General features: G+C 32.9%; 15 protein-coding genes and 2 pseudogenes. 12 read left to right on the forward strand and 5 right to left on the reverse strand.

What is annotated here, in order from left to right; genetic code table 11:
• Nucleotides 1-144: 144 nt before the first annotated feature.
• A complete protein-coding gene (gene lexA / locus FWJ34_RS01995; protein WP_308253662.1) occupies nucleotides 145-750 on the reverse strand; it encodes a transcriptional repressor LexA in 606 nt (201 codons plus the stop codon).
• Nucleotides 751-869: 119 nt separating this feature from the next.
• Between lexA and FWJ34_RS02000 the strand changes: the two genes are divergently transcribed.
• From FWJ34_RS02000 to FWJ34_RS19510, 3 genes are all read left to right on the forward strand, one after another.
• On the forward strand, nucleotides 870-1,646 hold the full coding sequence (locus FWJ34_RS02000; RefSeq protein WP_308253663.1) for a class I SAM-dependent methyltransferase: 777 nt from the start codon (nucleotides 870-872) through the stop codon (nucleotides 1,644-1,646).
• On the forward strand, nucleotides 1,630-1,782 hold the full coding sequence (locus tag FWJ34_RS02005) for a hypothetical protein (RefSeq protein WP_308253664.1): 153 nt from the start codon (nucleotides 1,630-1,632) through the stop codon (nucleotides 1,780-1,782). The genes FWJ34_RS02000 and FWJ34_RS02005 overlap by 17 nt, the downstream gene beginning before the upstream one ends.
• Before the next feature lie 275 nt (nucleotides 1,783-2,057).
• Nucleotides 2,058-2,294, forward strand: coding sequence for a GNAT family N-acetyltransferase (locus FWJ34_RS19510; RefSeq protein ID WP_396231608.1), 237 nt, complete (start codon nucleotides 2,058-2,060; stop codon nucleotides 2,292-2,294).
• 82 nt (nucleotides 2,295-2,376) lie between these two features.
• Here FWJ34_RS19510 and FWJ34_RS02010 read toward each other — a convergent pair whose 3' ends face one another.
• From FWJ34_RS02010 to clpB, 3 genes and pseudogenes are all read right to left on the reverse strand, one after another.
• Nucleotides 2,377-2,700, reverse strand: coding sequence for a DNA-binding transcriptional regulator (locus FWJ34_RS02010; RefSeq protein WP_308253665.1), 324 nt, complete (start codon nucleotides 2,698-2,700; stop codon nucleotides 2,377-2,379).
• Nucleotides 2,697-3,065 (reverse strand): annotated as a pseudogene (locus FWJ34_RS02015) (type II toxin-antitoxin system RelE/ParE family toxin). Before FWJ34_RS02015 ends, FWJ34_RS02010 begins: the two are co-directional and overlap by 4 nt.
• A gap of 69 nt (nucleotides 3,066-3,134) precedes the next feature.
• Nucleotides 3,135-5,732, reverse strand: a complete 2,598-nt coding sequence (gene clpB / locus FWJ34_RS02020) for an ATP-dependent chaperone ClpB (RefSeq protein WP_308253666.1) — start codon at nucleotides 5,730-5,732, stop codon at nucleotides 3,135-3,137.
• A gap of 330 nt (nucleotides 5,733-6,062) precedes the next feature.
• On the opposite strand from clpB, the gene FWJ34_RS02025 reads away from it, so the two are divergent.
• The 4 genes and pseudogenes from FWJ34_RS02025 (at nucleotide 6,063) to FWJ34_RS02040 (ending at nucleotide 9,486) form a co-directional block, all read left to right on the forward strand.
• Nucleotides 6,063-6,836: an SDR family oxidoreductase gene (locus FWJ34_RS02025; protein WP_308253686.1), complete on the forward strand. Its 774-nt coding sequence runs from the start codon at nucleotides 6,063-6,065 to the stop codon at nucleotides 6,834-6,836.
• Between the two features lie 213 nt (nucleotides 6,837-7,049).
• Entirely contained in the window at nucleotides 7,050-8,987 is a 1,938-nt protein-coding gene (gyrB, locus tag FWJ34_RS02030) for a DNA topoisomerase (ATP-hydrolyzing) subunit B (RefSeq protein WP_308253667.1), read from the forward strand.
• Nucleotides 8,988-9,086: 99 nt separating this feature from the next.
• Nucleotides 9,087-9,267 (forward strand): annotated as a pseudogene (locus FWJ34_RS02035) (type II toxin-antitoxin system HicA family toxin).
• Nucleotides 9,268-9,270: 3 nt separating this feature from the next.
• Complete coding sequence (locus tag FWJ34_RS02040; RefSeq protein WP_308253668.1) at nucleotides 9,271-9,486, forward strand: type II toxin-antitoxin system HicB family antitoxin; 216 nt, start codon at nucleotides 9,271-9,273, stop codon at nucleotides 9,484-9,486.
• 22 nt (nucleotides 9,487-9,508) lie between these two features.
• On the opposite strand, the gene FWJ34_RS02045 is transcribed toward FWJ34_RS02040, so the two are convergent.
• Nucleotides 9,509-9,952, reverse strand: a complete 444-nt coding sequence (locus FWJ34_RS02045; RefSeq protein WP_308253669.1) for a hypothetical protein — start codon at nucleotides 9,950-9,952, stop codon at nucleotides 9,509-9,511.
• Nucleotides 9,953-10,154: 202 nt separating this feature from the next.
• Here FWJ34_RS02045 and FWJ34_RS02050 point away from each other — a divergent pair, with 202 nt between their 5' ends.
• The 5 genes from FWJ34_RS02050 to FWJ34_RS02070 all read left to right on the forward strand — a co-directional run bounded on the left by FWJ34_RS02050 (nucleotide 10,155) and on the right by FWJ34_RS02070 (nucleotide 13,776).
• Nucleotides 10,155-10,442 (forward strand): hypothetical protein, encoded by a 288-nt coding sequence (locus FWJ34_RS02050; protein ID WP_308253670.1) that lies wholly within the window; start codon nucleotides 10,155-10,157, stop codon nucleotides 10,440-10,442.
• Between the two features lie 73 nt (nucleotides 10,443-10,515).
• Entirely contained in the window at nucleotides 10,516-10,824 is a 309-nt protein-coding gene (locus FWJ34_RS02055; protein WP_308253671.1) for a hypothetical protein, read from the forward strand.
• Between the two features lie 120 nt (nucleotides 10,825-10,944).
• Nucleotides 10,945-11,529 carry a Uma2 family endonuclease gene (locus FWJ34_RS02060; RefSeq protein WP_308253672.1) on the forward strand — a complete coding sequence of 195 codons (585 nt, stop codon included), beginning with the start codon at nucleotides 10,945-10,947 and terminating at the stop codon, nucleotides 11,527-11,529.
• A 137-nt stretch (nucleotides 11,530-11,666) separates the two neighbouring features.
• On the forward strand, nucleotides 11,667-12,389 hold the full coding sequence (locus tag FWJ34_RS02065) for an RNA methyltransferase (RefSeq protein ID WP_308253673.1): 723 nt from the start codon (nucleotides 11,667-11,669) through the stop codon (nucleotides 12,387-12,389).
• Nucleotides 12,390-12,495: 106 nt separating this feature from the next.
• Nucleotides 12,496-13,776 carry a serine hydrolase gene (locus FWJ34_RS02070; RefSeq protein WP_396231607.1) on the forward strand — a complete coding sequence of 427 codons (1,281 nt, stop codon included), beginning with the start codon at nucleotides 12,496-12,498 and terminating at the stop codon, nucleotides 13,774-13,776.
• The last annotated feature ends 137 nt before the right edge of the window (nucleotides 13,777-13,913 follow it).

Genomic DNA, 13,913 nt, shown 5'->3' on the forward strand with positions numbered 1-13,913 from the left:
TTTAGAATTTAGAATTTAGAATTTAGCCATTGCCCCGATGCCTTTTTCCCTTTTCTGCTACCTAAACCAAAAATCTTAGAATGAAACAGTCTAGGTGATAAAGGGGGGTATCCCTACTCTCATAAAAATACTATGAGGCAATCCCTAATTAAATAAACGAAATACTCCTTGTAAAACTCCTTGAATTTCTACTTGCTCTCGAAGAGCAAAAATCGGGTCATAATTAGGATTTGAAGGCTGGAGAGTTACTTTATCGGCGGTAAAATAAACTCTTTTTAATGTTGTACCTTGTCCTTCTACTCGTGCCGCAACAATTTCTCCTTCTTTCACTTCCTCAATGTCAGAAACCGATCTCATAATTACATAGTCACCTTCAGTAATTTTATCATCGATCATACTATCACCTACTACTTGTAAAGCGTAACAGTTCGATTGATTAAATAAAGAATTAAAATCAATTTTCTCTTGTTCATCGGCAAAAGGCTCAACTAATCCTCCAGCGGTAATTTTCCCTAGTAAGGATAAACCCTGATCATAATTCTTTAAAATCTTCAGAGTCCGAGCTTGTCCTTCTGACCAGTCAATATAACCTTTTGTGCGCATTTTTTCCAGACGACTTTGAATTGGAGCTGGCGATCGCAAATTCATTGCTTTCATCATCTCCCGAATCGAAGGAGAATGTTTATTAGTACTAATATACTGAATTAACCAATCATATAGCTGTTTTTGAGGAGGAGTTAAATTTTCCATAGCTTTACCATTAAGAAATAAATAAACAATTAATGTTAATTACTACTAATTTAACCTAGAACACTCGTACTAAACAACTATTTTGATAAAATTGTTAACAAAAAATTATTTTTATTTATATGACTTCTCTGAATTTGGAAATATTAATTTGTCCTAACTGTGAGGCTTCCTTAAAATCACTCGATTATTGTGATAATTGTAAATTAGAATTTTCTCAGGATGAAGGTACACCCAAACTTTTTCCTTTTTCTCGTCATCGTACAGTTCAATATGAATTTAATTCGGATTATTCCACAATCAAAGAGGATATATTGAAAATGTATGTAAATGATCCCCCTATGGCCGATACAAAAGAAAAAATCCCTTTTCATTTAGATCTTGCTCATGCTTATGTAATTAACCAGATGCCACAACAACAGAAAATTTTGGAAGTAGGCTGTGGTGGTGGTCAAATGCGATCATGGGTTGAAACAAAAGGACATCAATATATAGGTGTTGATATTTCAAAAGCAATAGTATTCAAATGGTTACAACAATTTGGAGGTCCAGATATTTTATGTGATACACATTTTTTACCATTTAAAAATCAACAGTTTAACCTTGTCTATTCTGTTGCTGTTACCGAACATTTAGCAAATCCTTTTCTTGCTGTACAAGAAATTTATCGGGTTTTAAAACCTGGAGGTTATTATTTAGGAAATATCTCTTTTCTTGAACCAATGCATGACAATAGTTATTTTCATCTATCAATTTTAGGGGTCATTGAGTTATTAATTCAAGCAGGTTTTGAAATTAAATATGTATGGCCTGAAAGAGGATATAGTGGTTATCATGCCATATTTGATATGGGGAGTCAATTCACTAAAACCATAAAATTTATTGGACAAGGAGTATAATAAAGAATATTTTGCTTATCGAGGAGAAAATAAATTCAAGAATTTTGTCCGTCATTTTCTTAATAGGGAAGAAAAAAGAGATATTTTAGAAAGAGCTAGAGTATCTGGTGCTATTTACTGGATTGCAACTCGGTAGGCAATAGGGAATAGGCACTCTTGCAAAAATAAGAATAATTAATTAAAACTGTATTAAAATTCATTTTCCAAACTTTGTTGATTAAGTATTTTTGTTCTGATCCAAAATCTCAGTTAATCGTCAATATTAGTTGGCAATTCTGTATAGATATATTGAAAATAATTAGGAGATATGATTGTTGTTTACTACTCAAGAATAAAAACTCTCCGCCTTCATGAGAAGATTTTTTCAGTAAACTAGCTTATGAAAACTTTTTTGATTATCTGGATTGGTCAATTCATCAAGAGACTAATTTACTATCAAAAGAACAAGATAAATTTGATCAATATTGTGATCATTTAATAATTATTGATAAACCAACAGGGGAAACTATTGGAACTACTAGACTGCAAACTTTAAGTATGGCTAATAATGGATTAGGTTTTTATTCACAAACCATATTTGATCTGAGTTCCTTTCCTCTAAAGTTTGTGAAAGGAGTCGCCAGAGTTTATAGGCTTTATCATTTATAAATTGAGCAACTTTTAAAAAATAAATTCGGCTATTCAACAAAAATAATTAAGAAATTCGAATATTCTAAAACAATTTGGATAATTAAATTAAAATAGAAATTCCTTTATTTTTAACAAGATTTAACAATTTTAAAGATGAGCCTTTAGGTTTTTTTTCTCCATTTTCCCACTGTAAAATTAAACGAGAAGAGACATTCAAATATTTGGCAAATACTTCTTGACTTACATTTTGTTCTTGACGAATAGCTTTAATTTCTTCTGGTTTAAAAGATTGAATTGGACTTAAACATATCTCGTCAAATTCTTTCATTTTAGATTCACTTAACAAATCTGCGGAGTATAAATCAAATGCTATTTCATGAATAGAAGCTAAAATATCACTTTGATAAACATTTTTATTTTTCATAATTTTATCTCTTTTAAAATACCTTTTTCTATTGCTATTAATAAATTTTGTTCAGAATATGATAGCAATTCATTGCTTAATTTTTTTAGTGCTTTTAATTCTTTTTTATTGATATTATCTTGTTGATTTTTAGCAAAACCATAAACAAAAAACGCTCTATCATCTGCTTTAAAAATAATAATAGAACGAAATCAACTAGATTTTCCTTGTCCTTTTCTAGCAATTCTTTGTTTAATTAAACCTCCACCTAAATCAGCTGAAATTAAACCTTTATTTGCTCTTTCAACAGCTTCCCATAAATCTTTATCTTTGATTTTTTCATTTTTAGTAAATCTATCACAACTTTTATTTTTAAATACTCTCAAAATGATAATTAAAAACGTTATTTCTTGTTTAAATTATAATCAAAAAGGTGGGCATTGCCCACCCTACAGTTAGACTTTTTTAAGGCTTAATCTTTCGTCTTCTACATCGACTAAAATCGTGTCTCCGTCTTTAAATTCACCCCTTAAAATTGCCTTGGCGATCGCCGTTTCTAAATAGCGTTGTATAGAACGTTTCAAAGGTCTTGCACCATATACTGGATCATAGCCAATGTCAGCGAGAAAATCGAGGGCTGGATCGGATAATTTTAATGTCATTTTCTGCTCATTTAAGCGTGATTCTAGCCGTTGAACTTGGATTTTGACGATATTTCTTAATTCTGATTTTTCAAGGCTATGGAAAATGATTATTTCATCGATACGGTTTAAAAATTCTGGGCGGAAATTACCGCGCATAGCATCCATAACTCTACTACGCATCTCCTCATATTTTGAGTTATCCCCCGCTAAATCAAGAATATACTGCGAACCTATGTTACTGGTCATGATGATGATAGTATTGGTAAAATCAACGGTACGCCCTTGAGAATCTGTTAAGCGTCCATCGTCCAAGATTTGCAACATTACGTTAAATACGTCAGGATGGGCTTTTTCAATCTCATCAAATAATACTACAGAATAAGGTCTTCTGCGTATAGCTTCGGTAAGTTGCCCTCCTTCTTCATAACCAACGTATCCCGGAGGCGCACCCATTAAACGAGATACCGTATGTTTTTCCATGTACTCTGACATATCTATTCGCACGATCGCATCTTCAGTGTCAAAGAGAATTTGTGCTAAGGCTTTAGCTAACTCGGTTTTACCTACGCCAGTAGGCCCTAGAAAGATAAAACTAGCGGTAGGACGATTAGGATCGGCTAAACCAGCACGAGAACGTTGAATAGCGTCAGAAACGGCAATAACTGCCTCATTTTGTCCAATTACTCGATCATGAAGTTGATCTTCAAGGTGTAATAATTTTTCCTTTTCAGATTCCACTAATTTACTAATAGGAATACCCGTCCATTTTGAGATAATTTCTGCTATATCAGACTCGGTAACTTCTTCCCTTAAAAGTGATTTTCCGCTGGTTTGTTTTTCTGCTAATAATGCTTCTTTATCTTTAATTTGTCGTTGAATATCAGTTAATTTTCCGTACCGTAATTCAGCGGCTTTATTATAGTCATAATCTCGCTCAGCTTGTTGAATTTCAACGTTAATTTGTTCTAAAGATTTGCGTAAATTACGAATTTGATCAATAATATCTTTTTCTCCCTGCCATTGAGCATTTAATGATGATTGTTGTTCTTTTAAATTTGCCAATTCATGGTCTAATTTTTCTCTTCTTTCAACAGATGCTTGATCTTCCTCTTTTTTCAGAGATAAACGTTCCATTTCAAGTTGTAAAATTTTGCGATCAACTTCATCTAATTCCTCCGGTTTTGAAGTTATTTCCATCTTCAATTTAGCCGCTGATTCATCCACTAAATCAATAGCTTTATCAGGCAAAAATCGATCAGTAATATAACGATTAGAAAGCATAGCCGCCGCCACTAAAGCAGTATCAGCAATTTTCACCCCATGATGTACCTCATAACGCTCTTTTAAACCACGCAAAATTGAGATAGTATCAATAACATTAGGCTCATCGACAAATACCGATTGAAAACGTCTCTCTAGTGCCGCATCCTTCTCAATATACTTACGGTATTCATCAAGGGTTGTCGCCCCAATACAACGTAATTCACCCCGGGCTAACATCGGTTTTAACAAGTTTCCGGCATCCATTGCCCCTTGAGTCGCTCCGGCACCTACTACTGTATGAATTTCATCAATAAAAAGCACAATATTACCCTGAGATTCAGTGACTTCCTTCAATACCGCCTTTAGCCTTTCTTCAAATTCCCCTCGATATTTTGCCCCAGCGATTAAACCTCCCATATCTAAGGCAATAAGAGTTCTATCTTGTAAGGACTCTGGAACATCACGATTAATAATACGTTGAGCTAACCCTTCCACAATAGCAGTTTTACCGACACCGGGTTCACCAATTAAGACGGGATTATTTTTCGTGCGACGAGAGAGAATTTGAATAGTACGGCGGACTTCATCATCTCTACCAATAACCGGATCTAACTTTCCTAACCTTGCTAATTCTGTTAAATCTCGCCCATATTTAGTTAACGATTCATACTTATTTTCAGGATTTTGATCACTCACTTTTTGACTTCCTCTAATATCTTTAATAATCGATTTTAATTTATTTTCATCTAAGTTAAATTCTTGTAATAATTTCTTGCCAAAACGTTCATCTTGTGCATAGGCTAAGATAATATGTTCAATAGAAATAAAATCATCATTAAACTGTTTTCTATAATTTTCTGCTCTATCTAAAAGACTATCTAAACTTTTGCCTAAATAGACAGAATCACTGATATTTTTAATCTTAGCTTGACGGTTAATAAATTCATCAATTTTATCTCGTAAACGAGGCAGAGTTACATTAGCTTTATTAAAAATATTAACAGCTAATCCTTCTTGCTCTAAAAGAGATTTTAATAAGTGTTCGCTTTCAATTTGTTGATGTTGATTTTGTTTAGCAATATCCGGAGTTTTAACTATTGCTTCCCATGCTTTTTCAGTAAATTGTTGTGGGTTTGTTGGTTGCATTTTATTCTCTAAAATTAATAGAAATAAACAATAAATATAATAAATTAAATAAAGATAAAAACTGATAAAATAGCCTTAAGTAAAGATATTTTTCCTTTTAAATCTATAAATTATTATATAGTTTTCCTGAAAATTATTTAGATCGGAATACCTCACTAATTTAGTCGTGATTAAATCACCTGCTGAATAATCCGTAATCAATAATCTGAAATACACTAATTTAATTGCTAAAAGAGAAAGTTTACCATAGGATCTAAATATAAGTTTGACAATTTATTTTTTAAGACACAGAGAAACTACTTCTAGGGTTTATATCTATCTATTAACAAAATCATGACAAAAAAAGTTTTAATTACTGGTGCTACTGGCAGAACAGGATCTCTAGTTGTCAAAAAGTTACAATTAGATGATCATAACTGGCAAGTAATACCTTTTGCCAAATCAAAAAAGAAAGCTCAAGAAATTTTTACATCGACAGAAGGTTTTATTTTCGGTAATATTTTATCTTCAAAAGATTTGGCGATCGCAACTCAAGGTTGTAATGGGTTAATAATTTTAACCAGTGCTGTGCCAAAAATGATTGCACCACCCCAAGAAGGGAAACCACCCGAATTTGACTTTGAAGAGAATGGAAAACCAGAAGAAGTAGATTGGTTAGGGCAAAAAAATCAAATAGATGCAGCTAAAAATGCTGGAATTGAGCATATAATATTAGTAGGTTCAATGGGTGGCACAAACGAAAATCATCCTTTAAATCGTTTAGGTAACGGTAACATTTTAATTTGGAAACGCAAAGCTGAACAATATTTAATCGATTCAGGCATTGATTATACAATTATTAGAGCTGGAGGATTATTAGATAAACCAGAAGGTAGAAGAGAGTTATTGGTAGGAAAAGATGACAAATTTTTGACTTCACCTCCCAACGGTATTCCCACTTCAATACCTAGGGGCGATGTAGCTAACGTGGTAATTCAAGCCTTAAACAATCCTTTTGCTAGAAACAAGGCATTTGATTTAATTTCCCAACCTGAAAATGAAATAAATACTTCTGTTACCATCGATTGGGATAAATTTTTTCAAGAAACCACCGCTGGATTGTAAATAAAAAAACACTCTTTGAGGAAGAGAAGACTTTTTCAGTCCCCATGATTAATCTCTCATTCCTCATTACCTATAATAACCTATCCTTTTCAAAAAATGACTTGAGTGAAGGTTTAAATCGTGATATTCTCTTATATGTTATAATTTTGGATAAAAATATCATTCAAGGAAAAATAGCCGAAAAAAAGCCTTGAATCGGAGTAATAAAATTACATGAGTACAGAAAACCAAACCACGAATTACGGTGTAGATCAAATTCAAGTACTAGAGGGGTTAGAACCTGTTAGAAAGCGTCCGGGTATGTATATTGGTACTACTGGACCGAGAGGATTACATCATCTAGTTTATGAAGTTGTTGATAACTCCATTGATGAGGCTTTAGCAGGTTATTGTAGTCACATAGAAATAGAAATTAATCCTGATGGTTCAGTTACTGTCACTGATGATGGTAGAGGTATCCCTACAGACATTCACCCTACCACCAAAAAATCAGCATTAGAAACAGTTATGACAGTACTTCATGCTGGAGGTAAATTCGGAGGCGGAGGTTATAAGGTTTCTGGCGGTTTACATGGTGTTGGTATTTCTGTGGTTAACGCTCTTTCTGAGTGGGTACAAGTTACGGTTAAACGTCAACAGCAAATTTTTACCCAACGCTATGAAAGGGGTAATCCTATTACGGAATTGATAGCCAATCCTAATGCTGATAATTCTACAGGTACATCTATCACTTTTTTACCTGATAATCAGATTTTCACTGAAACTACCGAGTTTGATTATAATACCCTCTCCGGCAGACTTCGAGAATTAGCTTACTTAAATGCGGGAGTTAAAATTACTTTTAGCGATCACCGTGTTACTCCAATACATATTGAAACCTATTGTTATGAAGGAGGTATTAAAGAATATGTCACCTACATGACAAGAGAAAAAGAGGTTTTACACCAAGACATTATTTATGTGGAAGGAGAGAAAAATGGTGTACAAGTAGAGGTTGCTTTTCAGTGGTGTATTGACTCCTACAGCGACACAGTTTTGGGTTTTGCCAATAATATTCGTACCATTGACGGTGGCACACACTTAGAGGGTTTAAAAACCGTTTTAACTCGTACAGTTAATAATGTTGCACGGAAACGAAATAAAATCAAAGAAAATGAGCCCAATTTAGGAGGAGAAAACGTCAGAGAAGGTTTAACCGCTGTAATCTCTGTGAAAGTACCAGATCCTGAATTTGAAGGGCAAACTAAGACTAAGTTAGGCAACTCGGAAGTTAGAGGTATTGTTGACTCATTAGTAGGAGAAGTTTTAAACGATTATTTAGAACGAAATCCTCAAGTAGCTGATAGCGTAATCGATAAAGCCATTCAAGCCTTTAAAGCCGCCGATGCCGCTAGACGTGCAAGAGAATTAGTAAGACGTAAATCTGTTTTAGAATCTTCTCCTTTACCCGGTAAACTTGCTGATTGTAGTTCTCGTGATCCTTCTGAATCAGAAATATATCTTGTAGAAGGAGATAGTGCAGGAGGCTCGGCAAAACAAGGGCGCGATCGCCGTTTTCAAGCTATCCTACCTTTAAGAGGTAAAATTCTTAACATCGAAAAAACCGATGATGCCAAAATTTATAAAAATAACGAGATTCAATCCTTAATCACTGCTTTAGGTTTAGGCATTCGAGGGGATGAATTTGATCCTAATCAATTGCGTTATCATCGTATCGTAATAATGACGGATGCTGACGTAGATGGAGCGCACATTCGTACTTTATTATTAACATTCTTTTATCGTTATCAAAGACAATTAGTAGAAGAAGGCTATATTTACATTGCTTGTCCTCCTTTGTATAAATTAGAAAGAGGTAAAAATCATTATTATTGTTACAGTGACAGGGAATTGCAACAAAAAATAGCAGAATTTCCGGCCAATGCTAACTATAATATTCAGCGTTTTAAAGGTTTAGGGGAGATGATGCCTCAACAATTATGGGATACTACTATGAATCCTGAAACCCGCATGATGAAACGTGTTGAAATTGAAGATGCGGCTCAAGCAGATCATATTTTTACCGTGTTAATGGGCGATAGAGTTGCACCACGTCGAGAATTTATCGAAACCCATGGGCCAAGGTTAAACCTAACTGAGTTAGACGTATAATTGTAGGGTGGGCATTGCCTATCTTTTTTGTACTCATTAATATTTTATTCTTCGTCAAAAGTAAATATAATTCAGTTAAAATTAGTAATTAATACATTAATGAAAGTTAAAGATGTACTTAAACGACTGAAAAAAGATGGATGGTATCAAATCAGAATGCGTGGCAGTATTAGCACATGATCATAAGTCTGGTATCGTAGTTGTACCAAGAAAACCTAGTGATGATATTCCCATAGGTACATTAAATGCAATTTGGAAACAGGCACAAATAGGAGATTAAATAATGAAACAATATGTAGTATTTCATGAAAAAGGAGAGCATAATTGGGGTGCGATCGTACCTGATTTGCCCGGATGTGTTAGTATTGGGGACACTTTAGAAGAAGTGCAAGAAAATGTGAAAGAAGCGATCGCACTTTATCTGGAGGTTTTAGTGGAAAGAGGAGATAGTATTCCACAACCTCAAACACAAGTTGGATTTGTCGAAATAGCTGCTTAACTTGTCCCCATAAAAAGACGAGTTAAGTGACTATAATTGTAGGGTGGGTAATGCCCACCTTTTTTGTTACTAAAAATCTATCAATAACGATCGTGAATAAAAATAGACCGCAAATAGCAGTTAATGGTAATATTTGATCATCTGTATTTCCTGATAATCTAAGTAAAAATGGAATTAAAAAAGGAACAATAAATATTCCTAATAAATATAAAGGAGTGCGTAAAATTTGTATGACTTCAAAGTTAATTTGTTGGAAAAACATCGTTAAATAAGAGGGAGATTCTACTTGATTTAAAGAGTCAAAAGTTGTGATTTCTGTTGATGATATATCCTCATAATTTTCAGTTAATTGACTGTTACCAGAAACTTTCGAGTGTTTTGTTAAAGTAACGATTCTTGGCTTTAATATATCTAATTCTTCTTGATCTTCTAAATCGACTTTTCTTAAAACTTCTTCTACACTCAAAGAATTAATATAATAACTTTGCCATTGTTAATGAATGTTTAATTTAATTGTTCAAGAATACTTTTAATTACAAAATAAGAACCAACACCGATTCCCGCTACTACCAATAAAGGTGCATTGGCGATCGCCAGTCCTGTACTAACTATGATTGCAACAGTTCCTCCTATCAGTCTAGGATCTATTAACGGAAATTGCCGAGAAATTGGGAAAAGATCGTAATGGAGTGAAAACGGATTTATGTGCTAGTGTCTATAAATATATCAAAGTTTTATTAGATAAATCGGAAGAAAGAATCAATAATTATCGCAGTCTTTGTGAATGGTTAGAGGGTGCTGGTTATAAATGTGCGTTATCGCCACAGTCGTCTATTAGTGAATTATTAGCAGAAAAAAGTGTAGTAAATATAACGAATGTTAGTTGTGAAAATAAGTCGATCGTCATTAATTTTAGTTTAAAAATTCCCACGGATAATAGTGATATAAGAGATTAACAAAAAATAAATCTTATTATATAGGGAAATAGATTACTAAGAAAATCATATTTTTTGAATTTAAAAAGTAAAAATGAAAAGATTTAAAATAGTCGAATCAGATAATATTTATACATTATACCAGAGAAATAAGCATTTTTTAATGGGTTTATTTGGTTTTCCATTTGCCGTTTTATTTTGTATTTTGTTTATTAAGGCAACTGCTGAATCTGCTGTTTTATTTTATAATTTCTGCTTTTTATTAGGGACTTCCTTAAGTCTTACAGGACTATTTTCTAATCGTTATAATTATGTAAAGACTTTTTCAAAGAGTGAAGATTTACACAATTATATTGCTGAATTAAAATTAAAAGAAAAACCAAAAACTTATTTTTTAGAATAGACATCAACTATATTTATGAAAATAAGGGAACCAAGCCTATACAGGTTGAATATTATTCAATCCCTACGAGCAAAAAAAATTAATTTATAATAAGGTAATAGCTATCAATAAGAAAAAATCATGATTGCTCAACTAGAAAAAACTTACTATTCAGTAGAAGAATATTTAGAGTTAGAAGAAACCGCCGAATATAAAAGCGAATACCACGATGGGAAGATTATTGCTATGACAGGAGGTACAACTAATCATAATAAAATAGCCCTTAATTTTTGTTATAATTTTAAGTTCTTAACTAAGGGTAAAAATTACGAAATTTATATTAATGATGTGCGTCTTTCTATCCCTCTTGATAGACGTTATACTTACCCTGATATTATGATTTTTGATGATCGACCACTCTATGAAGGAGATAAAAAAACAACTGTAACAAATCCCCTCGTAATCATCGAAGTTTTATCAAATTCTACCCAAAATTATGATAAAGGAGAAAAATTTAAAAGCTACCGTTCAATTAAATCTTTTCAAGAATATATTTTAATCGATCAGTATAGTTTTTCAGTAGAACAATTTATTAAAGAATGTCAAGGAGAGTGGAAATTTAAAGAATATTTAGGAGAAAATCAGATATTAAAGTTAGGAAAAATTGATTTTGAAATATCTTTTTCGGACATTTATGAAGGGGTTATTTTTGCTGAAAATAGATAGAAACCATTGGTATTGGTAGTTGAACCAGTCACTTTCCCATTACCAGTAGTAGTAGATTTTGTTCCATCTCTAGGTGTTATTAGATAGAACAGATTGGTTAAGATTATCTTGATAATCATTAGTTTCTCAGAGCGAAAATGACATCAATTGATCAGGTTAAGATTATTTTAGTTGAACCAGCAGGAGAACGAAATATTGGTTCGATCGCCAGAGTTATGCGTAATATGGGATTATCCCGTTTAGTAATCGTTAATCCTCGTTGTGATTATCTATCCGAAGATGCTCAAATTATGGCAGTTCATGGAATCGAAATTTTATACAAAGCTCTCATTGTTGATTCTTTACCTACGGCTTTACAAGGTTGTCAACGGGCGATCGCCACTACTGCAAGGGCAAGGGGTATTACCACAGTCTTAGAAACTCCAAGAGTTGCACTTCCTTGGTTATTAGAAAAAAAGGTTAATTCCGCTTTAATTTTTGGTCCTGAAGATCGAGGTTTAAGTAATCAGGAATTGAGTTATGCTCAACGTTTCATCTGTATTCGGGCAAATCCTGAATATCCTTCCTTAAATTTAGCTCAAGCGGTAGGAGTTTGTGCCTATGAACTTTATCAAGGATTAGAGAAGATAGAAACTTCAGAAAATTTGGTTCAAGAAAAAAAAGCTAATATTGAGGAGTTAGAGGGATATTATCAACATTTAGAGTCGGTATTATTAGATGTTAACTATTTATATCCTCATACTGCACCTATTAAAATGGCAAAATTACGAAGAATCGTTAACCGTGCTAATTTGAACAGTCAGGAATTATCAATGATTAGAGGTATTTTACGTCAAATACAATGGGCGATCAAACAATAAATAACAATACAAATGGACACAAAAAAAAATTTTTATAATGTTTGATCAATTGAGTTAATATTTTTACATTCATTCATTAAAGATTTAACAATTTGAGGGGAGAACTTTGAAAATCTTTTTATCTCGAACTTCCGGAGAAAATAATTATAATAACAAATCAGACTTGCCTAAAAAATCTAAAATAATCAGGAAACAAGTGTCTCGCAGAAAAATCTCTAATGTTAATAATAATTCCACAAAAAATACTATTGTAGGAAAAAATAATATTGTTTCTACCATTAAACCTCCTACGGTTTATCAGAATGAAACTCCCCCAAATTTAGGAACTATTATCATTAATAATATACATAGCTTCGCTAATTTCGGTGCTGGCATTAGTGCTATTTTTGGTAGTGTATTGGCAAATAGTGATTTAACAAAGCCATTATTTCCCAGAATAAATTTGCCAATTGTGAAAGGTTTATCCGTTAAAATGGCTGAAATATCAGAAGAAAAAGAAACTACTTCCATAGCTGAACCAGTTGTTCAAAAATCAGAAATAAAAACATCAGACAGTAATAATCAGTCTTTGGTTTTTAGTGGTGAATTAGCATCTCTAAAAAATAAATTGATTGCACTAAAAGCTAAATATCCTAAATTAGATCCCGGGGCGTTTTTTGTTGATTTAGATAATGGTGCTTATGTTAATTTTAATGGCACAACTAAATTTGCGGCAGCTAGTACTATTAAAATTCCTATTTTAGTAGCATTTTTTCAAGATATAGATGCTGGAAAAGTTTATCTTGATGAAAAACTAACTACAACTAAGTCTAACATTGGCAGTGGGTCGGGAAAAATGCAATATCAACCCGTGGGCACTCAATTTTCTGCTATTCATACAGCAACAGAAATGATCATCAATAGTGATAACACGGCAACGAATATGATTATTGAAAGATTAGGAGGTAAAGATATATTAAATAAACGTTTTCAAGAATGGGGTTTAGGTGCAACGGTAATCAATAATCCTTTACCAGACTTAAACGGTACAAATACTACTACTCCCAGAGATTTAGCAATGGTATTAGTTAAAGTTAATCAAGGTGAATTAATTTCTCTGAGATCCCGCGATCGCCTTTTTGAGATTATGAGACAAACAAAAACGAGATCATTATTACCACAAGGAATTGAAAAAGATGCTTCTATTGCTCATAAAACAGGGGATATTGGCACTATATTAGGAGACGCAGGAATTATTGATATACCCAATGGTAAACGTTATATTGCTTCAGTATTAGTAAAACGTCCTTATAACGATTACTCTGCTAGAACTTTAGTTCAAGAAATTTCTCGCACCGGCTATCAACATTTTAAATGGTATTCTCCCCGTCCTCCACTGAACAAGTAACAAAAGAACATTAAGTTTACATAAAAATATTTACTTGTTTGTAGTTAGCCCTTTAGGGCTTATTTTTAATTGATAAGCTTCAGACGCATCTAAGTTAACTATGAGAGGTAGGGAAGAGGAAAGAGATAAACGAATGT

It is taken from the genome of Geminocystis sp. GBBB08 (assembly GCF_016743215.1).
GTDB lineage: Bacteria > Cyanobacteriota > Cyanobacteriia > Cyanobacteriales > Cyanobacteriaceae > Geminocystis.

What these genes read in the sequence shown, in the direction of transcription:
- lexA (WP_308253662.1), bottom strand. Translation starts at nt 750, where the DNA reads ATGGAAAATTTAACTCCTCCTCAAAAACAGCTATATGATTGGTTAATT.
- FWJ34_RS02000 (WP_308253663.1), top strand. Translation starts at nt 870, where the DNA reads ATGACTTCTCTGAATTTGGAAATATTAATTTGTCCTAACTGTGAGGCT.
- FWJ34_RS02010 (WP_308253665.1), bottom strand. Translation starts at nt 2,700, where the DNA reads ATGAAAAATAAAAATGTTTATCAAAGTGATATTTTAGCTTCTATTCAT.
- clpB (WP_308253666.1), bottom strand. Translation starts at nt 5,732, where the DNA reads ATGCAACCAACAAACCCACAACAATTTACTGAAAAAGCATGGGAAGCA.
- gyrB (WP_308253667.1), top strand. Translation starts at nt 7,050, where the DNA reads ATGAGTACAGAAAACCAAACCACGAATTACGGTGTAGATCAAATTCAA.
- FWJ34_RS02040 (WP_308253668.1), top strand. Translation starts at nt 9,271, where the DNA reads ATGAAACAATATGTAGTATTTCATGAAAAAGGAGAGCATAATTGGGGT.
- FWJ34_RS02055 (WP_308253671.1), top strand. Translation starts at nt 10,516, where the DNA reads ATGAAAAGATTTAAAATAGTCGAATCAGATAATATTTATACATTATAC.
- FWJ34_RS02060 (WP_308253672.1), top strand. Translation starts at nt 10,945, where the DNA reads ATGATTGCTCAACTAGAAAAAACTTACTATTCAGTAGAAGAATATTTA.
- FWJ34_RS02065 (WP_308253673.1), top strand. Translation starts at nt 11,667, where the DNA reads ATGACATCAATTGATCAGGTTAAGATTATTTTAGTTGAACCAGCAGGA.